Origin of the sequence: Desulfovibrio diazotrophicus (assembly GCF_902498985.2) — a bacterium.
Taxonomy (GTDB): domain Bacteria; phylum Desulfobacterota; class Desulfovibrionia; order Desulfovibrionales; family Desulfovibrionaceae; genus Desulfovibrio; species Desulfovibrio legallii.
In genome coordinates this window covers 2643852-2667362 of sequence record NZ_OX346397.1, presented here as the reverse complement: position 1 = coordinate 2667362, position 23511 = coordinate 2643852, and the positions used below count along the sequence as shown (strand labels likewise).

Genomic DNA, 23511 nt, shown 5'->3' with positions numbered 1-23511 from the left:
CTCAAAGGTAAAAACACGCTCGTCCCGGCGCTTAACCGCGCAAATAAATTGCGCTTGCGCCTCCACGGCGAGCGGCTGCTTACGCAACCGCCAGGGCATTTCAAAAGTGAAATGTCCTAGAAAGGTTACGACACTCTAAAGGAGCAACCAATGCTTGCGCAACTCAAAGGTCTGTTTACGGCGGAGGCCATCGCCAAGGCCCTGGCCCCGCTGCCGCCCCTGGAAACCACCATTATGGACGCCCTGTTCAAACAGCGTCCCACCCACCCCTTGCCGGTCATCGGCGTGCAGGAGCTTGTCTCCGTGGTGCAGACCGTGCCGGTGGTGCGGCGCGACGGCACGCCCGTGGCCCTCCAGGGCGAATCCGTCAACATGGAATTCATCGCGCCCCTGCCGGTCAAGGTCAAAATACCCGTGACCGCCTCGGAGCTTAACGACCTCAAGGTGCTGTTCGGCAACCAGGCCGCCGTGACGGCCTGGCGCGCCCGCAAGGTGGACCAGATCCGCAAGGCCGTGCGCGATACCACCGAGGCCATGTGCGCCGTGGTGGCGGCCACGGGCAAGCTGACCTGGCCGGTGGAGCTGGAAGGCGGCCACCGCGAAACGTATGAGGTGGATTACGGTCCCCTGCTGACCTACACACCCGATGCCCTGCTGACGGCAAGCAGCAAGCTGCCGGAGGTCTACCGCCTGCTGCGCGCCATGGAGCTTGCGGTCAAGCAGGCTGGCCTGGGCGGCAACGTGACATTCTGGGCCGGGTCGGACGTGGTGGCCGTGCTGCTGGGCATTGTGGAAAGCTATGTATCCACCACAGAAAGCAAGCCCTACCGCGTCTCCCTGGAGCAGGGCAAGGTGCTGGTAGGCAACTACCCTGTCAACTTTATGGACGAAACCTACCCCAGCCCGGATACCGGGGCCTGGGTGCCCAAGCTGGACCCCAAGGCGCTGCTGGCCGTGGCCGCCAACCAGCCCGGATCTGTCTGGTACTGCGCCATAGACAGCATCAGCGCCAACAATGCGGCCACGCCCCTGCACATCGTGCCCGTGGTGCGGGACGACGATTCGGGGGTCATGCTCATCGGCCAGGCCAAGCCGCTGCCGGCGCGCCCATCCAAGGCGTCGTGCAAGGCCCTGGTGGTGGCATAGCGCGCGTTTGGCAGGCAGGGGCCGAAATCGCCCCGGAGGGCCGCAAAACCTCCGGGGCGGGCCCAAGGCCGGGGGCGGCCGTTAAGACTAGTCTAAGACTAGTCCAAAACGTCAGGAAAGGGGACATCCATGCTGCTATGTGACCGGGCGGCAATAGTGGACCTGTTGCACGTCAAATATGTTGTAGTGTGCGAAGGCCAGAATCCGGGTATCGTTGAGCGGACCATTGAGGCCGTTTCCGGGGAAATCGGGGACGCGCTTTCCTACCGCTATCCGCAGCCCTGGCCCTATGTGCCGGAAATCGTGCGCTACATCGCCGCCGTGACCAGCGCTTACCGCGTTGTAGAGGCCATCACGTCCCTGGTGGATACGGAAGAAAGCGGAGACAATGAATGGATACCCCTGCAAAAGCAGTGGAAATACTGCATGGACCTTCTGGACCAGATAGCCAAAGGCAAGCTGAAACTTCCCCTGGAAGAAACGAATCCCGACCGGGAGGACGCCAGCGTGGCGGTGATAGCGCCCAGGCCGTTCTTTGACCTGCGGGGGCTGTAGGTATGGCGGTGAAAAACGGCGTCTCCCTGAACTGGGGAGGTTTTGACAAGGCGCTTGGCAAGGCCGCGCACAAGCTGGGCGACACGCAGGCGCTCATGGAGTCCGTGGGCGACGCGCTTGTTTCCAGCACGCTGAAACGCTTTGACGACGAGGAAGAGCCGACGGGCAAGAAATGGCCCAAGTCGAAACGAGCCGCAAAGGAAAGCGGTCAGACCTTGACGGACGAGGCACTTCTCCGCCGTTCCATTGATTATGCGGCCACGCCGGAGAAGGTCATGGTGGGCAGCAATCAGCCCTATGCCCGGATTCACCAGCTCGGCGGCAAGACCGGGAAGGGGCACAAGGTCGATATGCCCGCCCGTCCGTACCTGGGCGTTTCCGCTGAGGACATGGAGGAGGTGCGGGAGACCATGGCGGACTTTCTCGCCGGGGCCTTCAAGGCATAGGAGCGGAGTCAATGCAGACCTTTGCCACGGAAACCATCATGCGGGCGGCGCTGGCTGCCGGACTGCCGGAAGGCCGCGTTATCGACATCGTGAAAAAGGACAAGCTGACCATTGAGCGGCCCCGTGTGGAGATTCAGTTCCTGCCGGAACGCTACACGCGCACGGGGCGCAAGCTGGCTGTGAAGCGCACGAAAACGGAGCAAATCCGCAAGCGTGAACTTTACGAAGTGGAGCTGACGGTCAACGCCAATGTACTGGCCGACGACCGGGTCTGGCTGGAAGCGTTCAGCGTGGACTTTGTGGCGGCGCTGCCACGCGGCGGGAACGACAGCCGGGGCAACTGGATAAAGGTACGGGTGCAGAAGGCGACGTTCGGGCGCGCGCCTGACAAACGCGTGGGGGATGAAGTCATCGAGGTTTTCACCAGGGTGAACCGGCTCTTCGTGCTGACGTTCACCGGAAGGATTACCGGGGAGGAAGCGGAAAAGCTGATTCCTTCCTTCACCATCAACCCGACATTCAAATAAAAGGAGGCCGGTATGGCTGCCAGAAAGAAGACGACAGAGGAAAAGAACGAACAGCAGGCCGCCGCGACGCCCGCAGAACAGACTTCGGAACAGGCCGCTCCGGGGCAGGAGGAAAGCCATGTCGAAGACGCACGGGAACAGACGCCGGAAACTGTGGAAACGCCGGAAGCGCCCGCTGATCCGGAAACGGATGTGGAGACTCCGGCACTGGAAAGCCTTTTCGTGCTGGCGGACCGTCATCGCGTGCCTTCTTGGCAGCAGGCGGCCCTGTGCCGCTTCATGGGCTGGGTGGACGGCAAAATGGTACGCGACGCCGATTACCGGGAGGTGCTGAACAGCCTCAAGAATCGCCGCTTGGGCGGCGGACGCATGGCGTAAGGAGGCATCATGGGCGACGTATTGCATTATCTGATAGACGGGACATCGGGCATAGCCACGGGCGGCGTGGACGGCAAGGCGCTTGTGGCCGGGGTCTGCTCCGGGGGCACGGTGGGCAAGGCGTACCTCATCGGCAAGAGGACGAACCTTGGTTCCATGCTGGGCACGGGGCCGCTGGTTGACCGAGTGCGGGACATGCTCAACACGGGCGGCCAAGAGCCGTTTCTGGTGGCGGTTCCGGTACAGGGACAGCCGGGCGGTTACATCTCCGCCCTGCAAATAAAGGGCACAGACGTTCCGGCCACGGTATCCGGCTATCCCGCCCACAATGCGGACGTGGTGGCGCGGGTGGCGACGGCGGGCGTTATCGGCACAGCTACCTTGGAAATCAGCACGGACGGCGGCAAGACGTTTGCTGAACCCGTCCCCTCCGCCACACAGAACCCCATCAGCTCCGGGGAAGAGGCTACGGGGGCAACACTGGTATTTGCCGAGGACGCGGTACTGGAACAGGGCGCAAGCTATGCTTTCATGGTACGCTGCCCGGTGGGGCCGGTGTACCGTGTCGGGGATGCGGAAAGCCCGCTTGTTGAAGCGGCGGAACTGTCCTCCGGGGTTCTGGACGGCGCGAAACTGGTGATTCAGATTGTGAAGGGCGGGGACAGGAACGAAGGCACGTTCCAGCTTTCCACGGACGGAGGAGACAACTTCGGGAGCATCCGCACCATCCCTCTGGATGGTGAATGCGCGTTGCCCGACTACGGGGTGAAGCTGACCTTCCCCGCCGGGGACTATGTGGCGGGGACGACTTATACCTGCCGCCTGCTGCCGCCCGTTCCGTCCATTGTGGATGTTCTGGACGCATTGGAAGCGCCCCTGAATATTTACGACGTGGAGTTCGTGCATATCACGGGGGCATCCGATTCCGTGGACTGGACGGCGGCACAGGCCAAGGCTGAGGAATTATGGAACCGGCAGAGGCCGACGTATTTCAAGTTGGAAGCCCGTTTGCCCTATGACGGGGAAGGCCTGAACGATTATACCGCCGCCCTGCTGGCGGAAAAGCAGGGGGTGGCCTGCCGTTTTGTGACGGTGTGCGCGCAGTACGGGGAAATCACGGACAGCACGGGAGCCGTGCGGCTTCGGAGCGCGGCGGGGCTGCAATCGGGACGAGTCATGTCCATTCCGGTGCAGCGTGCGGCGGGCCGCGTGAAAGACGGCCCCGTGTCGCAGCTTGCCCTGCCCGACGGATGGGAGGCCGTGCGCTCCGCGCTGGAAGAGTCGGGATTCCTGACGGCCAAAAAGTATGCTGGCATGGAGGGAACCTACTGGGGAGATTCCCGGACGCTGGCGGAAGACAACAGTGATTTTTGCTATGAGGAAGCCCTGCGGACCACGTTCAAGGCCGTGCGTCTGACGCGCCAGGCCGCTCTCAAGTCCATGTATGACGAAGCCGGGGACCCGCTCCGCCCGGACAGGGAAGGCGGCATTGCCTATCTCAAGGCGCAGCTTGAAAACGCGCTTGACGCCATGACGGACGCGGGAGAACTGGCGGGCTATGTGGTGGACATTCCATCCGGGCAAAACGTGGCGCGGGATGGCGTGGCGGTTGAAATCACGCTCATAGGAGTGCCGATCATCCGTGAAATCAGGCTGTACAACCGTTACACTTACGCGGGCTCGAATTTTGACCCGCGTATCGAAAGTTACGCGCTGGCGGCGTAGAGCGAACGCATTCGCTCTGGTGGCCGCGTCTGCGGACGCCCGCGCCCGAACACGAGGGAAAACCGCGCTTTTCCCGAAGTGTGAGGGCGGCGCGCATGTTGAAAAGGAGAAGCTATGGCAGCCAACGGCAACAAATACGACTGGGAAAGCATCACCGTGACCCTCCCCGGCGGGGAAGCGGTGGCCATTACGGAAATCAAGTATGAAGACGGCCAGGGCGTCACTGCGCGCTACGGCAGGGGGAGCATCCCGCGCGGATACGGTCGCGGCAACTATGAGGCGTCGGGCAGCATGGTTCTGGACCGCGAGGAATGGGAAAAGCTCAAGAAGGAGCTGACCGCCGACGGCGGCGGCATCTATGACCATACGCCGTTCACCATTGTGGTGAGCTATGCCAATGACGACATGGAAACCATCACGGATACGCTGAAAGACTGCAAAATCAGCAAATTCAGCGGGGGCGGCGGTTCGCAGGGAGACGACAACGTCAGCCCCGTAACGTGTGAGTTCACCATCCTGAAACCCATTCTGTGGAACGGGGTTCCCGCGAAAAAGGAGTGCGCGAGCGCCGTTCTGTAAGCCCGTTCGTGGGGAAAATACTTCGCATGGAACGCGCCCTTTTCCGGGCGCGTTCTTCGTTTTCATGGCATGTTTTCAGAAAAGACGGGCAATCCCGCCCCGCAAAAAACACAAGGAGCAATTCATGTCCCAGACTGAAAACCGCAAGTACGTTAGCTTTTCGCACACTTTTTCCGACCCGTGGTCCGGGGACAGCGCGGAAGACGCACTGGACGTGACCCTGACGTTCCGTTTTTCCAAACCGACCAAGACGCAGGTTCAGCGTTTGCAGGATAAAGCGCCGAAAAATCCCGGCCAGGCGTCCCGCAATCTGCTGCTGGAAGTGGTGCATCCCGACGACAAACAGGCGCTCACGGACAAGATGGAGGAATACCCCGGCATCGCCACCAGCTTTGCCACGGCCATCATCAAGGGCGTGGGCATTTCCAGCGACCTGGGAAACTGAGCGAACCGGACGGCTACGGCCAGGGCGACGCCCTGATTCAGTTCTGGCTGCACGCCGCGCCGGAGGAAAACCTTGAAGAGTGGGCGGAACAGGTGCGCCGGGCCGTATGGATGGAACGGCGCTACTTTGCCTCCATGTCCCGTAGCTTCTGGGGTGTTCGGGAAAAATAACGATGGAAGTTTTCAACGTATTTGCCACACTTTCCCTGGTCGATATGCTGTCCGGCCCGCTGGATCGCATAAAAAGGGCCATGAGCGGCGTTAACGCGGCCACGGCGGGACTGGGAACACGCATGGGCAATCTGGCCCTTGCCATGGGTCCGGCGGCGCTGGCCGCCGGGCTCCTGGTGGGGGCGCTGGGCATGGCGGCAAACAAGACCATGACGTTTGAAAGCGCCATGGCCGACGTGGCAAAGGTGGTCAATTTCGATACCGCCGCCGAGTTCCAGGAGATGAACAAAACGGTCATGGATATGGCCGGGCGCATTCCCATGGCGGCGGACGGCATAGCGGCCATCATCGCCGCCGCCGGGCAAAGCGGCGTGGCCAAACAGGATTTGGCGGAGTTCGCGGAGCAGGCCGCGAAAATGGGCGTGGCGTTCGACCTCACGGGCGATCAGGCGGGCAAAATGATGGCCGACTGGCGCGCGGGCATGGCGCTTTCGTTGCCGCAAGTTTACTCCCTGGCCGATGCTGTAAACCATTTGAGCAACAATATGAACGCCACGGCCCCGGCGCTGGGGGAGGTCATCCAGCGCGTGGGCGCGGCAGCCATGGCGTGCGGCCTAGCAGAAACACAGGTTGCAGCCTTGGGCGCGGCTTTTCTGTCTGCGGGTGCTTCGCCGGAAATTGCGGCTACGGCCCTGAAAAAATTTACCACAACCTTGGTCAAGGGCGCTGCCATGTCCAAGGACCAAGCCGCCGCGTTCCAGTCTCTTGGGTTTTCAGCCACACAGATGGCGAAAGACATGCAGACAGACGCCCAAGGCACTATTTTTAAGGTATTGCAGGCATTGGCGAACAAGCCCAAGGAACTGCAAATGAGCCTTCTTACTGAAATGTTCGGTGAAGAAGCTATCGGGGCGATTGCTCCACTTTTGCAGAACATGGGCAACCTGTCGCAAGCATTTGAGCTTGTGGGGGACAAGTCTAAATATGCCGGAAGCATGCAGGCGGAATTTGATACACGCAGCAAAACAACGCAAAACGCGCTGCAATTGTTGTCAAACAAGCTGACCAACCTGGCCATTGCCGTCGGCAACGTCTTTCTTCCGGTCATCACCGCCGGAGCCAACGCGCTTGGCGCGGTGGCGGACGCCCTGCGTTGGGTAGCGGAAACGCGGTTCGGGCAATGGCTGATAGCCGCCGCCGGAGGTCTGGCCGCCGCCGTGCTGGCCGTGACGGCGCTTTCCGCCGGGCTATGGGCGGTATCCAGGGCCGCGCCGTTTGTGTCTAGGAAATTCCTTGCCATCAAAACGGCCCTGTTGGGGCTGGGCTGGCCGGTGTGGGCGCTGATAGCCGCCGTCGGTCTTTTGTATGCGGCCTGGAAAAAGGACTTCGGAGGCATAGCCACCACGCTTTCCCGCTGGGGGCGGAACATCTCGCTGGTGGTTCGGGGCGTGACGGCGGTGTTCGGTTCGCTCAAGGACGGCGTGGGAGAAATCCGGGGCGAACTTGCAGAAGACATTCAGGCGGCGGGACTGGTAGGCGTCGTGACCACGGTGGCCCGCGTGGCGCACCGTATCCGGGAGTTTTTCGCGGGTATCTGGGACGGGCTGAACTTCGACGGCGCGGTGACGGTGCTTACCCCGGCCATTCTCAAAATAGGAGAGCTTTTCGACTTCGTGGGCAACCTTGTAGGGTCCGTCTTTGGTAGCGAGGTGAAAAGCGCGTCATCCGAGGCGCGGGGGCTGGGGGAAATCCTGGGCGGCGTCCTTTCATGGGGGCTTGAACTTGTGGCCACGGTGATCGCCAACGTGGTGCGCGGCGTGGACACGCTGGTGTCCCTTTTCCGCTGGGTGTGCGCCATCCTGACCGGAGATTGGACCACGGCCACGGCCATGGCCGAAAACATCTGGAACAACTTCTGCGACTCGCTCATGGCCTTTGCCGACCTGTTCCGCGTCGGGGACTGGATACGGGACGCCTGGGCAAAAGCCACGGAATGGCTTTCGACCATAGACCTTTTCGAGTCCGGGGCGCGGCTGCTGGACACGTTCAAGGAAGGCATCCTGTCCAAGGTGGAAAGCCTCAAGCAGACTTTTTCCGACGCGCTTTCCAAGCTGCGGAACCTGTTGCCGTTCAGCGACGCGAAGGAAGGCCCGTTGTCCACGCTGACGCTTTCCGGAGCGCGGCTCATGTCCACGCTGGGGGAAGGCATGAACGCGGGATTCCCCGGCCTGTACAATACGCTTTCCAGCAAACTGGGGAGCCTGAAAGACAGCATCGGCAACTGGTGGAACGGGCTGTGGGGTGAAGAAAACACATCGCCCGCGCAAGGTTCGGGACCGGTGATACCCGCCGCGCCGGGCGCGCCGGAAGACGTGGCCGAGGAACAGGACCGGCGGGCGCGCGCCGCCGGGGACCGTGCCGCCGCGCCGCAGTCCTGGACGCTGCATATCGCCAACATCACCCTGCCCAACGTCAAGGACGCGCAGGACTTCTTTACGGAACTGCAAGCCGCCGCCACGGAAATGGGGGAAAGCATGGCATGAGCGCGGCGCGATATGTTGCACGGCGCGGCGTCAGGCTTCGCTTTTGGGCTTGGTCGAGTACCAAAGAGTACACTACCGCGCCCCAAAGCTCGCCTTCCTTGCGGCGCACAACATCTTGCGCCGCGCTAAAAAAAAGGAGGCGGCATGAAACTTCTGACGTTTGAAGATGGTATTGTCCGCATAGACGGGGAGGAGCTGCCCGGTATCCTGTCCGATCTGCGGGTCAGCGGACAGGTACGCTTTGACGAACAGAGCGTGGACAAGGCCAGCGGCAAGAAAAAGACGCCGCAGGGATGGGAAGACGCGGACATCAGCCTGACTCTGTATCTGCTCACGGACGAGGCCGGGACCTGTTACGACAAGCTGGCCGTTCTGGAGGGCTTTTTCAAGAAGACGGACGGCAAGGCGAATCCATCCATCTTCACCGTGGCCAACAGTCACCTGCTGGCGCGCGGGGTGCGTCGTGTGGTTTTCTCGCGTCTGGATTCGGCGGAAAGCACGCGGACGGATGAAATCCGGGCCTCGCTTTCCTTTGTGGAACATAACCCGCCCATCATCAGGCAGGAGCGGGCGCAGGCGAAGACGCCCACCCCGGCGGAACTGGCGAAGAAGGCGAAGGAAAAGGCCGAAAAAGCCGCCGAACAGCCGGAAACCGTCATCGGAGTGGACGTGGAATGATAGAGGGTTTGAATGTTCGCTGCAACGTGGGGCCGGTGGAAGTGCTGCGCAGTCCCTTCATAGAGCTGGTTTTCCGCCGCCGTGCCGTGGTCAGCCGTGCAACGGTGGTCATTCCGGACCCGGAGGGCGAGGTGCGGGCCGTTCTGGCGGTGGGGCAAACCGTGTCCGTGCGCTGGGGCTACCGTGGGGAGACCGGATACTGGCAGGAATGGGAAGGCACGGTGGAGAACATCGACCAGCCGCGCGCGGCAAGCGCCAGCGCGGACGCCGTGACCATAACCGCCGTGGGACTGGAAAAGGCGCTGACCACGACCACGGTAACGGAGAGTTTTTACCGGGAACCGGCGGATGTGGTGGCCCGGCGTCTGCTGGCCCGCACCGGGCTTGCCGTGGGTACTGTGGACGTGCCGGGCGACGTGCTGCCGTATCAGGTCTTTTCCGGCGTGTCCGTGGCCCGTGCGGTCAAACAGCTATCCCATACCCTGGAACGTTCGTTCGGGCACGACATGAGCCGCCATGCGTTGTGGCTGGGTGCGTCCGGTTTGACCTGGAGCGCCGGGGACGAACCGGGCGACGTGTACAGCGTGGCCACGGCGGAAAACCTGATTGCGCACACGCCGCCGCAGACGCCGGACGGCGTGGGCGTGGTGGTGGCCGTTCTCCTGCCTGGACTCACGCACAGCCGCCTGGTGCATATCAGGGACACACGGCGCGGGGTGGACGCCACGGTGCGGGCGCTGGACGTGGTGCACACCTTGCAGGATGGCGGCAATTCCACGGCCATCAGCTACGGCAAGGATATGGGGTGGTTGTAGCATGGACGAAAAACAGGGAAAGCGGGACATTGTGGGGGCAATACGTCGGCTGGTGGAACTGGCCATGCCCGACTTGCGGCATTACTACCGCATGACCAAAAAGGCCAGAGTGGTGGCCGTGTACGCAAGCAACGGGGAATACTTCTGCGACGTGCAGCCGCTCCGGAACGACGAAAGCGCGGACCCGAAGGAACCCGTGGTGCCGCGCGTGGCCCTGCCTGTCCTGTGGGGCGGCCCGGATCGGGGCGTAGTCTGCCCGCCCGTGACGGGCGCGCTGTGTGATTTGAGCTATTACGACGGCGACCCGAACTACCCCTTTATCTCGAACATCCGATGGGGCGGCGGCATGTCCGCCCCCAAAGCCGCCCTGAATGAATTTGTCATCCAACTTGAGAACGGCGTGGAAATCCGCATCGACAAGGAAAAGCGGGTGGTGACGCTGACGCCGCAGGACGTGCGGACGGAGGCCGGGAAAAGCTGGACGGTCAAGGCGGGCCAGGGAGCCACGGTGGAAGCGCGGACCGTATTTGTCAAAGGCGCGCAATCCGTGACGCTGGAAGCGCCGAACATTTATCAGAACGGCAACGTCACCACGGGCGGGCACAGCGGCGGCAACGGAAATTCCATACAGAACGGCGACCTGACCATAAACGGTAATCTGAAAGTCAACGGGAACACCACAACGACAGGTATGAGCTACGCGGGCAGCCGCAGCGGGGGAAGCTGCCCGCACTAGCGCCGTTCTCGTTTATCGTGCGGAAATCCGGCGTGGCTTCAGCCGTTGCCGCTTCAGCGGCTTACGGATGAAGACAGCAATTGGTTACTTGAGAAGCGACACAAAGAAATCGCTGTCGCTATCCGTAAGCGGCGGGGCCGCTAACGGCTACCGCAAAACCGGCCAAAACTTCCTCGCATGGAGCGCGTCCTTTCCGGGCGCGCTTCGCTTTTTTGTGCCAGAGTTGTTCCCATGAGGCGACATGCCGCAAGCCGCCGGAGGCGCGGCGCGTGCGCCGCCTTGAGTGACGAACGAGCGCCGGGTCGGGCTTTGCCCGTCCGGCATGGATGCGAGTGAGGAACGGATGAATGATTTGTGGGGGCAGGACATCGCCCTGGACGACAGCGGGCAGGCCCGCGTGGCGGCCAACGGTGAACTTTTGCTGACGGACGGGGTGGAAACCGGCGTCCAGGACATCCGCCTGCGCCTGTTCACCCGCCTTGGCAACCTGTTTTATGACCGGGAGTTCGGCAGCCTTATCCATAATTGGATTCTGGAGGATTCCACGGCGGGGAACCGGGCGGCGTTTGAATCTGAAATCGTCATGCGCATTGAGGAAGACCCGCGTGTCGTCGTCGGTTCGGTGCGCTGTACGGTGACGGCCTGGGACGCACGCTCCATCACGGCGCTGGCAAGCTGGCGTTTTCTGGATGAGGACACGCCGCTGAACCTGGTGTTGCAGGTGAACAAGCTGACCATGGAAATGGTGATTGAAGATGCCGACCCAAGAACAGACAGCTTTACCGCGTGTTTCCCGAACGATTGAGGAGGTCCGGGCCTCCGTGTTCGGGTATGTGGAATCCGCGCAGGACAGCCTTGCGGCGCGGGGGTATCTGCCCGCGCGGCTGAACCTGAACAAAGGCGTGGTTCGCGGCCTGCTGGAAATTTTCTGCTGGGGCTACTGGCAGATTTACAGCCTGCTTGAGCGTCTTCTGACGCAGGCGACGCCGTCCAGCGCCACGGGCGCATGGCTGGACATGCACGCGGCCAGTGTGGACCTTTCCCGCCGGGCGGCGACGAAGGCGCGGGGAAAGGTGCGCTTTTTGCGGGCCGCGCAGGGAAGCCTGGAGGCGAACGTCACCATCCCCGCCGGGCGCATCGTGCGCACGCTGCCGGACGGCGCGGGGCGGATTTACCGCTACGGCACGCAGGCCGTGGCCGTGCTGCCCGCCGGGGCGGACTTTGTGGACGCGCCGGTGGAAGCGGAGGATTACGGGGCTGCGGCCAACGCCAGCGCCGGGCAGATATGCGAACTGGTGACGCCGGTTACAGGCATTTCCGGGGTGACGAATCCCGCCGGGTGGCTGACGGAGGAAGGGGCGGACGAGGAAACGGACGCGCAACTGCGGGAGCGGTACGCCCTGCAATGGCAGGCGAACAACGGCTGCACCAAGCACGCCTACAAGGCGTGGGCCTTGTCCGTGCCGGGCGTGACCTCCGTGTCCATTCTGGACCGCCACCCGCGCGGCCAGGGCACCGTGGACGTGGTGGTCCGGGGCGCGGACGTGCTGCCCACGGCGGCGCTTCTGGAAAAGGTCCGGGCCGCCATTGCGCCGCATACGCCCATCAATGACGATTGGCTGGTGAAAAGCCCAGTGCCGGTCGCGGCCCTGATTGACGGGGAAATCGAAGTCGTCGCGGGGGACCCTGACGCCATCAAGGCGCAGGCGGAGAACCGGCTGCGGGCGCTGTTCGCGGAGACAAGCCCGTTGGCGGACGTGACGGCATTGCAGATCGGGCAGGACCTGACGCTCGACCTTTTGACCCATACGGTCAAGGCCGTGCCGGGCGTCAAGCGGGTGACGTGGGCAAGTCCGGCGCAAGACGTGCTGCCTGTTCCGGCGGACGGCGTGGCGTGCCTGGAAAGCCTGAGTTTGAGCGCCGTCATGGCGGAGGAAATGTAGGTGTCCGAGTTCTGGAAATATTTTCACGACAGGCTGGCGTGGCCGCTGATTCATGCGCCCGGCCCTCTGGCCGGTCTTGTCCGGGGCTTGAGCCTGGCGCTGGACAGCACACGGGACGACATCGTGTATTTTCGCCGCCAGTGGTTCCCGGAACTGTGCGAGGCCGACCTGGTGCCGGAGTTCGGCACGGGGCGCGGCCTTGTGCGGCACCCGAAGGAAACGGCGGAGCAATTCCGCGCCCGCGTGGTGGGAGCCTTTCGCTGGCATCGGCTGGGCGGCAAGACCGAGGGCCTGCCTGAAATCCTCAAGTTTTACGGTTTTGACGCTCTGACCGTTGAAAACCTGCGGAACTGGCAGCCGTCGCGCTGGGCGGAATTTCAGCTCGGCCTCAGAACGCCCGCGACACAGGCGGAACAGGACGCCCTGCTGGCGGACCTGGATACGCTGCTGTGGCTGGTGAACGAATACAAGCCCGCGCGCTCCGTGCTGGCCCGCGTCTACACGGACACTTACGACCGCGTGCCCACGGTCTGGAGCGGCGGGCCGATAAATGAACAGGGCTGGTCAAACGGCTTCTGGTCCCTGTTTTCCGGCGTGACGTGGCCAGGCGAAGGCGGAGACATCGTGGTGTCCTTCGGCATGATGCGGCGTTTTCTTTCGGAACGGTACAACGAAACCGGCGCGGGGCTGGGGGTGGAGAGCCGGACGGGCTTTCTTGCGCCGTACATCGACCGGCCCGTGTGGAGCCGTTCGGCCTGGAGCGACGTTTTTCCGCGCAATCACGGCTTCACCATCGGGGAAATCGTGAGTCTGCACTGGTGTGTGCGGACAACCAGCTCGTACCCGTGGCACGGGGCCTGGGATTCCCGTCATTGGCAGGAGGCGGCGACATGGGACCGCATTTTGCCGGAATGGAAGATGCGCTGGCGCTCATGGGCCAGAGTGGAAGCCGTGTTTTTCTGGCCGGGCGACGGCAAGGAACCCCCGCAAGGGGGACGCCGCATCCGTAAGCCAGCCGAGCTGGCAACGGCTGCGCAGCCGGGTGATCCGGTGAAGGTCCACGGCGACGGCACATGGGGCGACGTGAACGCCTGCTATGGCCGTCCGCAGGCGGTCATTTATCAGGGGACGCGCTGGGGGGACGCCTGGGGCGCGGACCCCGGACGGCGGGAACTGGAAATTCTGGAACGACGGCAGGACAAGGGCGGCCTTCGCACGCCCGCCGTGCATCCCGCCAAGCCGCAAACGGCGGGCCACGCGCTTGCCGCCTGCCGTTCCGCGCCGCTTCGTGAACGCGACTGGCGGGGGCCGTGGTCCGGGCGCGGCTGGCTTGCCGACCGCTGCCCTGTCGCCGTCGCAGTCCTTCGGAGCCTGAGCGCGGCACATGAGGACGCGGGAGCGCCGCGCCTGTCCGGCGGCGCGCTGCTTACCGTGCCGTGCGCGGCGTTGTCTTCCCCCGTTCCGCAATGGGGCGGCCTGGATACGGTCCCGCTGGCAAGCGACCCGCTGCATGAACGGCGCTGGCTGGGCAATCCCGCCGGGCGGCGCTGGTACGATTATACGGGCATAACCTCAATCAAGGAGCAAACGGAATGAGTCTTGCGACGCTGACGAAAACAGGACGCGCGGCCATCGCGCTGGCGCTGTCCGCCCGGCCCATCCATCTGGCATGGGGGAGCGGGAATCCTGAATGGGATGCCGAGGAGGCGGAGCTGCCCAGCCTGGTGGAAGCCACGGCGCTGGTCAATGAGCTGGGCCGCCGCACTCCGGCGACCATCGGCTTTGTGGAGCCTGACGACGAAGGGGCCATTGTCATCCCCGTGGCCACGGGCGCGGGAGGAGAAGTGCAGGAAGCGCGTTATAAAAGCGTGACCGGCCCGTCTCCGTATCTGTATGTGCGGACAAACTACAATTTTGAGGACGCCAACAACGCGGTGATCCGGGAAATCGGCGTATTCATGGATACGGAACTGAAAGAGGACCTGCCGCCCGGTCAACGCTATTACACGCCGGACGACCTGGAAAGCCCCGGCCTGCTGGTGGCCGCGCAAATCATCGTACCGCCCATCAACCGCAGCCCAAGCGTGCGGCAGACCATTGAATTTGTCCTGCCCATATAGGGGAAAGCCATGCAGACGCAAAGCGGAAAACGCATAGACAACTACTGGAACCGCTATGACGCGGGCAAGAAATATATGGAGCTGCTGTTCCGTGACGGATACGGGACGCAGGCATCGGAAATGAACGAGCTGCAAAGCCTGTTCGCCGCGCGCGTGAAATCGCTTGCGGACAGCTTGTTCAAGGACGGGGACATCCTTCAGGACGCGCAGATAACGGTGAATGCGCAGACGGGGGCGCTCACGGCGGAAGCCGGTCTGGTGTACCTGTCCGGGGCAGTGTGGCCGGTGGAGACCGCGTCCTTTGTTATTCCCGTGCAAGGTACGGTTTCCGTGGGCGTGCGGCTCAGGGAAAGCATCATATCCGAACTGGAAGACCCGGCGCTGTGTAATCCCGCCGTGGGCAGCCGTGGCGAGGGGGAACCTGGGGCATGGCGAAAGAAGGTGGAGGCCGTATGGGGGTATGACGGAGACGGCGGTTCCGGGGAGTTCTACCCCATCCATACGGTCGACGATGGCGTAGTTCGCGCAAAGGAAACGCCGCCGAACCTGGACAGTTTCAACCAGGGGATCGCGCGGTATGACCGCGATTCCACGGGCGGCGGGACCTACGTCTGCTCCGGCCTGACCGTGCGGCAGGCGGAAGACGCGGGAGGCGGCGCGCAGGTGTACACGGTGGCGGAAGGCCGCTGCCGTGTCTGTGGCTACGGCGTGGAGCTGCTTACCTCCCGCCGTCTTTCCTACGCGGCGACGCCGGACCTTCGCTTCATCGACACGGAAGTGATCGAGGCGGACGGGAGCGCGAAACAGCGCATCAACGTGGCGCATCCTCCCATCCACAACATCACGGCGTTACGGGTGACGCTGCAAAAAACGGTCTCGGTGGTACACGGCAGCTATTCCGGCTGCGCGGACGCGCTCCCGGACACATCGGTCATGTCCCTGGTGGAAATCAAGCAGGGGGATACGGTGTATGAAGCCGGGACGGACTACAAGCGCACCGGGGACACGGTGGATTGGTCGCCCACGGGAAACGAACCGGCCACGGGTTCGACCTATCAGGTGACGTATACCTACCTGGACAAGACGCTGACGCCGGAAGACGCGGATTATGACGGCTTTTCCGTGTCCGGGGCTGTTTCCGGTACGGGCATCATGGTGTCCTATAATCAGGCGTTGCCGCGTATCGACCGGCTGTGCATTACAGGGGACGGGGCATTTACCTGGGTTCAGGGGGTGGCGGCGGAATACAACCCCAAAGCCCCCGCCGTGCCGGAAACGGCCCTGGCGCTGGCCAGCGTGACCCAGATATGGCGGGAGCCGGAACAGCGCACGGTCAAGAATGACGGCGTGCGCGTGGTGGCCTTCTCTGACATGGAAGCTCTGGCGGCCCGTGTGGAATACGCCCTGCAGGAAGTAGCCCGGCAACGGCTGGAAGCGGACGTGTTCACGCGGGAATCCGGGGCGCGTGTGGGGCTTTTTGTGGACCCGCTGCTGGGGGACGACATGCGCGACCAGGGCATAACGCAGACCGCCGCCGTGGTGGACGGCGTGCTGACCTTGCCGCTCCGGGCCAACGTCTACGCCCTGTCCAGGGACGTGGCCGCGCCCATGGCCCGGACCTTCACGCCCGCCGTGCTCATTTCCCAGCCGTACAGAACGGGAACGATGAAGGTCAATCCGTACATGGCCTTTGAACCTCTGCCCGCGCCGGTGGAGCTTTTGCCTGCTGTGGACCGCTGGAATGAAGTACAGACAGCGTGGACCAGTGCCGTAACGCGGGCGTTCAATGTCACGCTTGACGGTTATTACCACATTGTGCGGAGCCGGAGCACGCAGACCACCATGGAAACCGTGGCGTCCACGACAACGAACCTTGAACACCTCCGCCAGATAGAAGTGGCGTTCAAGGTAACGGGCTTCGGCCCCGGTGAAATATTGCGGAGCATCACCTTTGACGGCATTCCGGTTGAAGCTAAGGAAGGCACGCTGACGGCGGACGAATCCGGGGCGCTGGCCGGGCATTTCATCATTCCGCCCGGCGTTCCGGCGGGAGCCAAGACGGTGGAATTCAAGGGCGGGGAAGGCGGTTCCAAAGGATCCGCCGTGTTCGTGGGCCAGGGCACGCTGACGGCGCAAACGCTCCGGCAAGTCCAGACCGTGACCACGTACTGGGTGGACCCGCTGGCGCAGTCGTTCGTTCTGGGCAGCGACACGCAACTTGCCGGGGCGGACATCTGGTTCACGGCCAGGGGCGCTGGCGGCGCGCGCGTGCAAATCCGGGAAATGTCGAACGGCGTTCCCACGCGAACCGTGCTGGCGGAAACCATTGTTCCGGCGGACCGGATAGTCGTCACCGGCGGCGGGCATACGCGGATTCTGTTCCCGGCTCCGGTGGCCCTGGCCGCGTCCACGGAATACGCGCTGGTCATTCTGTGCGACGACGCGGACACGGAAGTGGCCATTGCCGAACTGGGCAAATTCGACACGGCCAAACAGCAATGGGTCGCTTCCCAGCCGTACACCATCGGCGTGCTCTTGTCTTCGTCCAACGCATCGACCTGGACGGCCCACCAGTCCCGCGACCTGACTTTCCGGCTGCTGGAGGCCGTGTTCGCGGAGGGGACAAACACCATTGACCTGGGCGCGGCGGAGGTTTCGACCCCGGCCACGGACCTGATTCTTTTGTCCTTGGCGGAGACGCCCACGTCGCAAACGCGGGTGGAATACGAGCTTGGGCTGCCCTCCGGCGAAAGCCTGACCGTGGCGGAAAGCCAGCCCGTGCGGCTGGGTGAAGCCCTGACCGGGGCGTTGACGGTCAAGGCCAAGCTGGTCGGGGACGCCAAGGGGTCGCCGGTGTTGTGGCCGGGTTCGCAAGTGCTGGCCGGTTCCGTGCAACAGGCGGCGGACTACTACACCCGGAGCATTCCGGCCACGGGGGCCATCAAGGCCGTGTTGATCTACGACGCCCTGATTCCGTCCGGCGCGGGAGTGACGCCTGAAATTCAGGTGGATTCCGGCGCGTGGGAAGCCATGGAGGCCGACGGCGCGACGCAACAGGGCGACGGCCTTGTGGAATACAAATTCAAGCACGCTTTGAGCGGCGCGGACTTGATAAAGGTTCGCCTGACCCTGACCGGCACGCTTGCCGCCCGGCCCATGGTCCTGAACATCCGCCTTATGGCCGTGGCGTAAGGAGGCATTATGATAGACAAAAAATCGGAATATCTTGAACTGCCGCTGTCCAATGAGCAAAACATGCTTGAAGACGACTGCCCGCGTATCGTGGAAGCGTTCAAGAAAGTGGATGCTCACGCGAAGACGGCGGATGACCGGCTTGACGGGGTGGAAGGCCGGGCGGATTCTCTTGAAAGCCGCGCATCGGCGCTGGAAACGGCGCAAACCTCCACGGAGGGAACCTTGCAAAGTCATGCGGCGTCCTTGTCTTCTCTTGCCACGGAAAAGGCGGACGCGACGGCGCTTGCGGGTGAAGTGCAGGCCCGCACGGAGGCTGTGAGCAGCGAAGCCTCGGCGCGGGCAGCCGCCATCACGGCAGCCGTGGCCGCCGTGACGCAGGCGCGGGAGGAAGCCATGACCGCCCACGACGCCAGCCTTTCGGCGCATGACGCGCTGGTGAAGCGCATCACGGTGGGCAGCCTGTCACCTGTTATCGGCATTTGCTGCGTTGAAGACGGGGGCGGTTCCGGCCTGTGGTTCAATATAGACGCATATGGACAGCCTGTTTCCCCAACCCGGCGCTATTTTGACTACCATCCTACCTACAACGCCATTCGGCGGGTTCTGGTGGACGGTCAAATCATGCAGGAACACAGCAAATTCTACTACAAAGGCTTTCAGATTGCTTCCGGTCCTTTTGCTGGCCGCCGTGGTCGTCTTATCAGCCCTGGGCCGCAAGACGGTTTTAAGCCCTTTCCTTCGTTCATGCTGAATGGTCAGGAAGTGGATAAGTGGTATTGCGGAACATATGCGTCAACGGATGATGGAGGAACGCCCAAGAAGCTGGGCAGCCGTCCGGGCAAGGTTCCTTTTGTCAAGGTAAACTTTCCGACCATGCAGGGCTATTGTCAGAATCGTAATGTAGAGGGCGTTACGGGCTTTGATATGTGGAACATATATCAAGCCTCGGAATTACAGCTTTTGGCGCTTATAGAGGCCGCCACGCCCGACACGCAAGCCGTGTATGGCCGGGGTCGCGTTGATACGTCTTCGGCTAACTATGTGGACGCCACGGACGTGGCTACGGCTTCGTGGCGCGGTCATGTGGGCTTGTGGGGTAACGTCTGGCAGATGTGCGCGGGGCTGGACGTGTTGCCTTCGGGTGTTGTGCGTTTGTGGAAGAACAACGGGACGCGGGAATTTGTGGAAACTGGTTTCGCTTGCCCTGCCTATGACGGCACAAATCCTGCGTACATAACTTCGCTCAAGAGCGGGAGCGGAGAAGGTTTTGACTGGGACGACGTGTTCTTTCCGGCAACAACTTCTACGGCTGCTTCTGTGGCAACCGTACCTGACGGATTTTGGGGGCGCTCCGGTTCCGCCGGGAATGTCTTATACCTCGGCGCGCAATGGAGTCATGGCGTTCGTGCGGGCCTTTTCGCCTGCGACTTGATAGAGTCGCCAGCCGTTGCCTCTACGAGTATCGGTTGCCGCCTCGCAAAGGTGTAATACTGTCAACTGGTTACTGGATTGCTGTGCCCGCCGCAGGCGGGCATCGAAATTTTTTTGGAGGGTTTATGTCCATTCTCATTTCTTATGACGGCAAGGATTTTGAAGCCGAAGTGGACAACGGCGGGCAGTTGGCTTTGTACGCAGTGCCTACGGAGTACAGTGAAGACGGCCTTTTTCTGGCGGTCTGGTATGTTGGTGAGCTTGAGCCGTGCCCGGCGTGCGCGTCGGCTGATGCGCGGCTCCTGCTACGTCTTGCGGTGCAAGACGGGCAAATTCAGGAAGGCTTTAAAGCGGAGGGCGTGAGCTATGCCTAAAGAAGCACGCGGCATTAACGAAAAGACAGGGCTGTCTGGCGCGGAGCATCAAAAGGCGGAACAGCGTGCCGCCATTGACGCGCAGACTTCCGCCGCCATTCTGGCCGGGTTTTCCTATGAGGTTGAGGGAGAGGCGCTCCACTTTTCCTATGATTCTTTTGACCAGCAAAATTTCAGCGATACGGCTAACGCCTGCCTTATGTATAAATCCGGGGCCAAAGGGTTGCCGGAAAGCGTGACGTGGAACGCCTACAAGGCAGACGGGGAGCTTGTGCGCCTGTCATTCACTGCGGATGCTTTTCTGACATTGTATGCCAACGCCTTGGGTCATAAGGCGGCCTGCATGGCCGAAGGGGGCGCAGCAAAGGCGGCCCTTGAAGCGGGAGAACAGGCATGAAACGGTGGCTAAAGCATGTACTGATAGCCATTGACCAGACGTTGAACGCTCTTTGTGGCGGCTGGCCTGATGAAACCTTTTCAAGCCGGTGCTGGCGTCTTCGCGCCCGGCCCGGCTGGAAGCAAGTTCGGCTCATTGTGGATTTTGTGGCGAGGCTGTTTGGTGACGTGGACCATTGCGAAGAGTCTTACATTTCGGAAGAACTCCGTCGACAAAGCCCCCCGGAGTTGCGGCCTCGCAGTATTGCAGAAAAATAAGTCGTCACCCTAATCAACTACGTTAATTTAACTTAGATGATTAAGGTATTTATATCCACTCCCCGGTAATAAGCCGGAGATGAAGACGACCAGAAAAAAATTACCGGGAGTGGGCGTTGCAATCAGGACTTTCCGGCAGGATGCAGGTTTTTCACAGGACGAGCTTGCAGACCGCATGGATATAAGTACGCCGTATATTTCAATGCTTGAAAGCGGGAAGCGCTACCCATCCATTGAAATGCTGGTCAGGATTGCCATTGCTCTGGGAGTGAGGCCGGGCGCGATGTTGGACTATATAGCGGAGCTCTATATCAAGGACGCCGCACATTCACCCGAAAAGAAAGGGAGCTAGTGTGGCGCTGCAAGATTTTACCCTTCTTGCCAAGCTGGAAGACTTCGACGTGGAAACCCACAAAATAGTCCAGAAATTCCAGAAGGCGGAGCGCCACGTTTTGTCCGCCAGCATTCGTGGCAACGTGGAGCAGATTATCTTTCTGGTGATTATGGGAGCCAAGGAACAGCTAGAGGAAAGGCGCAAAAAAAGACCACCAGTAAAAACACTGGAAATCCTGAAAAGTACGGACATACGCCTTGAATATCTGAAAATGCAAATACGCAAAGCGTATAAACTAAGGCAGATAGACGAAAAGACGTATGAAATGTGGGCAGGCATGGCCCGCGAACTGGGCGGCCTGCTGGGAGGCTGGATCAAAAAGGTGGAACCTTATGCCGATGCCTGCGCAAGCAGCCGAACACAAAAACAGAATAGCCTTTTCTGATTTGGGGCGCAAGTCTGACCTCGGCGCTAATTGGGATAATGGCGTTCGTGCGGGCCTTTTCGCCTGCAACCTGAATAACGCGGCGTCCAACGCAGGCACCAGTATCGGTTGCCGCCTCGCAATTCGCGCCCGAAGCCGGTTCTTCATGGAGTGCCGGACAGCGCGCGACTTGGGATTTGCGCTCCGCTCCGGGCAAGAGAACCGGAGAAACACGAACCGGGCCGGGGCGGCCAGTAGCCTGCGGGCGAGCGTGGCCCCGGCCCCATATTTGGGATGCAAGCCTGACCTCGGCGCGTCGTGGGTGGATGGCGTTCGTGCGGGCCTTTTCGCCTGCAATCTGAATAATCCAGCGTCCAACGCCAATACGAATATCGGTTGCCGCCTCGCAACTCGCGCCCGAAGCCGGTTCTTCAAGGAGTACCGGACAGCGCGCGACTTGGGGTTTGCATTCCGCTCCGGGCAAGAGAACCGGAGAAACACGAACCGGGCCGGGGCGGCCAGTAGCCTGCGGGCGAGCGTGGCCCCGGCCCCCATATTTGGGACGCAATCCTGACCTCGGCGCGCAATGGAGTAATGGCGTTCGTGCGGGCCTTTTCGCCTGCGACTTGATAGAGTCGCCAGCCAATGCCTCTACGAGTATCGGTTGCCGCCTCGCAACTCGCGCCCGAAGCCGGTTCTTCAAGGAGTGCCGGACAGCGCGCGATTTGGGGTTTGCGTTCCGCTCCGGGCAGAAGAACCGGAGAAACACGAACCGAGCCGGGGCGGCCAGTAGCCTATGGGCGAGCGCGGCCCCGGCCCCTGGAAACAGCATGGCGAAACGGGCAAAACATATCTGGCCGGAACTGGTGAGTTTCGGCAATCTGCTGGAAGCGTGGCGCAAGGTGCAGCTCGGCAAGCGGTATCGTCCGGCTGTCGTGCGTTTTCGCGCCGCGCAGGAAGACAACCTGCTTGATTTGCGGGATCGCCTGCAAAACCATACATGGCAACCTTCCCCCTGTCGCCGCTTCCGTATTCTTGAGGTCAAGCCGCGCACCATCGACGCGCCCACCATAGGCGACTGCGTGGTGCATCATGCGGCCATGAATCTGCTGGAGCCGTGGTTTGAGCGGCGTTTTATCGCGGATTCCTACGCCTGCCGCAAGGGCAAGGGAACACACGCGGCAAGCCTGCGGACGCGGGAGTTCATGCGCGCCGCCTCGGCGCAATGGGGCCGCCCTTACGTTTTGAAAGGGGATATTTCAAAGTATTTCAGCAGTATTGACCATGACAGGCTTTTATCCATGCTGCCCCGTATCGTCAGCGACCCGGACGTGCTGTGGCTTTTTGAGCGGATTGTCCGGCACAACGGCTGTGAGGAAAAAGGCTTGCCCTTGGGCTGCTTGACAAGCCAGTGGCTGGCGAACCTGTACCTTGACGCCCTGGATCATTACGTCAAGGACGATATGGGCGTGAAGTATTATGTCCGCTATATGGATGACTTCGTCATCATCGGTCCGTCAAAGGAATGGTGCTGGACGGCGCTCGAAAACATCCGGGACTTCGTGGAGGTCAGCCTGTTGCTGCGCTTGAATCCGAAAACGGGTGTCTGGCCCATAAGTCGCGGCATCGACTTTGTGGGCTACCGGCACTGGACGGACCACGTCCTGCCGCGCAAGCGTACCGTCAAGCGGGCGCGAACGGCGTTCAGGAGTTTTCCGGGCCTGTACCGGGCCGGGAAAATCGACCTGGACTACATCCGCTCCCGCGTGGTGAGCTTTACGGGCTATATGGCGCATTGTGACGGGCACACCACGCTGGAACACATCCTGGCGCGGCTGGTGCTGACGCGGGGCAGCCGCTGAAAATCCTTCGCATGGAGCGCGTCCTTTCCGGGCATGACGCGGATTTTGCTGGCATAGTGGGGACTGACAGAGGCGGGGGCGTGGAGCGCCCCCGCCGGCGGGCTTGCCGTAAGCCCACCACGGCCCCACATGAGGATTAGGCCCCTCATGCAGAGTATCCGCCTGTCTGTGTCGTCCCTGGCGAGACAAGGGCACGATAAGCGGATTTTCCTGGGGGCGCAACGCTTTTAACCCGTTATGCAAAAGGAAGTTCTCGAAGAAATCAGGTGCCGCCATTGCGGCAAGCTCCTGGCCAAAGGTCAGGCCAAGGTCATGGAGTTCAAGTGCCCCCGCTGCGGGGCTTTCACCATCCTGCGGGCCATGCGCCCCTGCTCCGAGTCGCCAGACGGCCAGAACGGAGCGAATTGTGATAAAGAATTGTCTGAGTGACG

General features: G+C 61.9%; 24 protein-coding genes. All 24 read left to right on the top strand.

Going from position 1 to position 23511, the window contains the following annotated elements; translation table 11 throughout:
* Positions 1-150 precede the first annotated feature (150 nt).
* A complete protein-coding gene (locus J7I12_RS11440; protein ID WP_487125984.1) occupies positions 151-1146 on the top strand; it encodes a major capsid protein in 996 nt (331 codons plus the stop codon).
* A gap of 129 nt (positions 1147-1275) precedes the next feature.
* Positions 1276-1701: a phage protein Gp36 family protein gene (locus J7I12_RS11435; protein WP_487125986.1), complete on the top strand. Its 426-nt coding sequence runs from the start codon at positions 1276-1278 to the stop codon at positions 1699-1701.
* 2 nt (positions 1702-1703) lie between these two features.
* Positions 1704-2147: a phage virion morphogenesis protein gene (locus J7I12_RS11430; protein ID WP_487125988.1), complete on the top strand. Its 444-nt coding sequence runs from the start codon at positions 1704-1706 to the stop codon at positions 2145-2147.
* Between the two features lie 11 nt (positions 2148-2158).
* Positions 2159-2674, top strand: coding sequence for a translation initiation factor 2 (locus J7I12_RS11425; RefSeq protein ID WP_487125990.1), 516 nt, complete (start codon positions 2159-2161; stop codon positions 2672-2674).
* A 12-nt stretch (positions 2675-2686) separates the two neighbouring features.
* Positions 2687-3052 (top strand): hypothetical protein, encoded by a 366-nt coding sequence (locus tag J7I12_RS11420; RefSeq protein WP_487125991.1) that lies wholly within the window; start codon positions 2687-2689, stop codon positions 3050-3052.
* A gap of 9 nt (positions 3053-3061) precedes the next feature.
* On the top strand, positions 3062-4777 hold the full coding sequence (locus tag J7I12_RS11415) for a DUF2586 domain-containing protein (protein WP_487125993.1): 1716 nt from the start codon (positions 3062-3064) through the stop codon (positions 4775-4777).
* A gap of 114 nt (positions 4778-4891) precedes the next feature.
* Positions 4892-5356 (top strand): hypothetical protein, encoded by a 465-nt coding sequence (locus J7I12_RS11410; protein ID WP_487125995.1) that lies wholly within the window; start codon positions 4892-4894, stop codon positions 5354-5356.
* A 124-nt stretch (positions 5357-5480) separates the two neighbouring features.
* Positions 5481-5801 carry a DUF6848 family protein gene (locus J7I12_RS11405; protein ID WP_487125997.1) on the top strand — a complete coding sequence of 107 codons (321 nt, stop codon included), beginning with the start codon at positions 5481-5483 and terminating at the stop codon, positions 5799-5801.
* A gap of 172 nt (positions 5802-5973) precedes the next feature.
* A complete protein-coding gene (locus J7I12_RS11400) occupies positions 5974-8514 on the top strand; it encodes a phage tail tape measure protein (RefSeq protein WP_487125998.1) in 2541 nt (846 codons plus the stop codon).
* A gap of 144 nt (positions 8515-8658) precedes the next feature.
* Positions 8659-9192 (top strand): hypothetical protein, encoded by a 534-nt coding sequence (locus J7I12_RS11395; RefSeq protein WP_487125999.1) that lies wholly within the window; start codon positions 8659-8661, stop codon positions 9190-9192.
* A complete protein-coding gene (locus tag J7I12_RS11390; RefSeq protein WP_487126001.1) occupies positions 9189-10007 on the top strand; it encodes a hypothetical protein in 819 nt (272 codons plus the stop codon). Before J7I12_RS11395 ends, J7I12_RS11390 begins: the two co-directional genes overlap by 4 nt.
* 1 nt (position 10008) lies before the next feature.
* Positions 10009-10743: a baseplate assembly protein gene (locus tag J7I12_RS11385; RefSeq protein WP_487126002.1), complete on the top strand. Its 735-nt coding sequence runs from the start codon at positions 10009-10011 to the stop codon at positions 10741-10743.
* A 343-nt stretch (positions 10744-11086) separates the two neighbouring features.
* A complete protein-coding gene (locus J7I12_RS11380; RefSeq protein ID WP_487126004.1) occupies positions 11087-11548 on the top strand; it encodes a GPW/gp25 family protein in 462 nt (153 codons plus the stop codon).
* Positions 11549-11564: 16 nt separating this feature from the next.
* The gene (locus tag J7I12_RS11375; protein ID WP_487126005.1) at positions 11565-12686 is read left to right on the top strand and encodes a baseplate J/gp47 family protein; all 1122 of its coding nucleotides are present in this window, start codon (positions 11565-11567) and stop codon (positions 12684-12686) included.
* The gene (locus J7I12_RS11370; RefSeq protein ID WP_498793722.1) at positions 12687-14282 is read left to right on the top strand and encodes a phage tail protein; all 1596 of its coding nucleotides are present in this window, start codon (positions 12687-12689) and stop codon (positions 14280-14282) included.
* Entirely contained in the window at positions 14279-14806 is a 528-nt protein-coding gene (locus tag J7I12_RS11365) for a BW3TFN family phage tail fiber component (protein ID WP_487126008.1), read from the top strand. The genes J7I12_RS11370 and J7I12_RS11365 overlap by 4 nt, the downstream gene beginning before the upstream one ends.
* Before the next feature lie 9 nt (positions 14807-14815).
* On the top strand, positions 14816-17998 hold the full coding sequence (locus J7I12_RS11360) for a DUF4815 domain-containing protein (protein WP_498793720.1): 3183 nt from the start codon (positions 14816-14818) through the stop codon (positions 17996-17998).
* A 9-nt stretch (positions 17999-18007) separates the two neighbouring features.
* Positions 18008-19489, top strand: coding sequence for a hypothetical protein (locus J7I12_RS11355; protein WP_498793718.1), 1482 nt, complete (start codon positions 18008-18010; stop codon positions 19487-19489).
* Between the two features lie 68 nt (positions 19490-19557).
* Positions 19558-19806, top strand: coding sequence for a hypothetical protein (locus tag J7I12_RS11350; protein ID WP_487126012.1), 249 nt, complete (start codon positions 19558-19560; stop codon positions 19804-19806).
* Positions 19799-20203 carry a DUF4376 domain-containing protein gene (locus J7I12_RS11345; protein ID WP_487126014.1) on the top strand — a complete coding sequence of 135 codons (405 nt, stop codon included), beginning with the start codon at positions 19799-19801 and terminating at the stop codon, positions 20201-20203. Before J7I12_RS11350 ends, J7I12_RS11345 begins: the two co-directional genes overlap by 8 nt.
* Before the next feature lie 336 nt (positions 20204-20539).
* Entirely contained in the window at positions 20540-20812 is a 273-nt protein-coding gene (locus J7I12_RS11340; protein ID WP_303193152.1) for a helix-turn-helix domain-containing protein, read from the top strand.
* Between the two features lies 1 nt (position 20813).
* A complete protein-coding gene (locus J7I12_RS11335) occupies positions 20814-21239 on the top strand; it encodes a four helix bundle protein (protein WP_303193151.1) in 426 nt (141 codons plus the stop codon).
* Positions 21240-22048: 809 nt separating this feature from the next.
* The gene (locus tag J7I12_RS11330) at positions 22049-23080 is read left to right on the top strand and encodes a reverse transcriptase domain-containing protein (RefSeq protein WP_487126017.1); all 1032 of its coding nucleotides are present in this window, start codon (positions 22049-22051) and stop codon (positions 23078-23080) included.
* A gap of 237 nt (positions 23081-23317) precedes the next feature.
* Entirely contained in the window at positions 23318-23509 is a 192-nt protein-coding gene (locus tag J7I12_RS11325) for a Com family DNA-binding transcriptional regulator (protein ID WP_303193149.1), read from the top strand.
* The last annotated feature ends 2 nt before the right edge of the window (positions 23510-23511 follow it).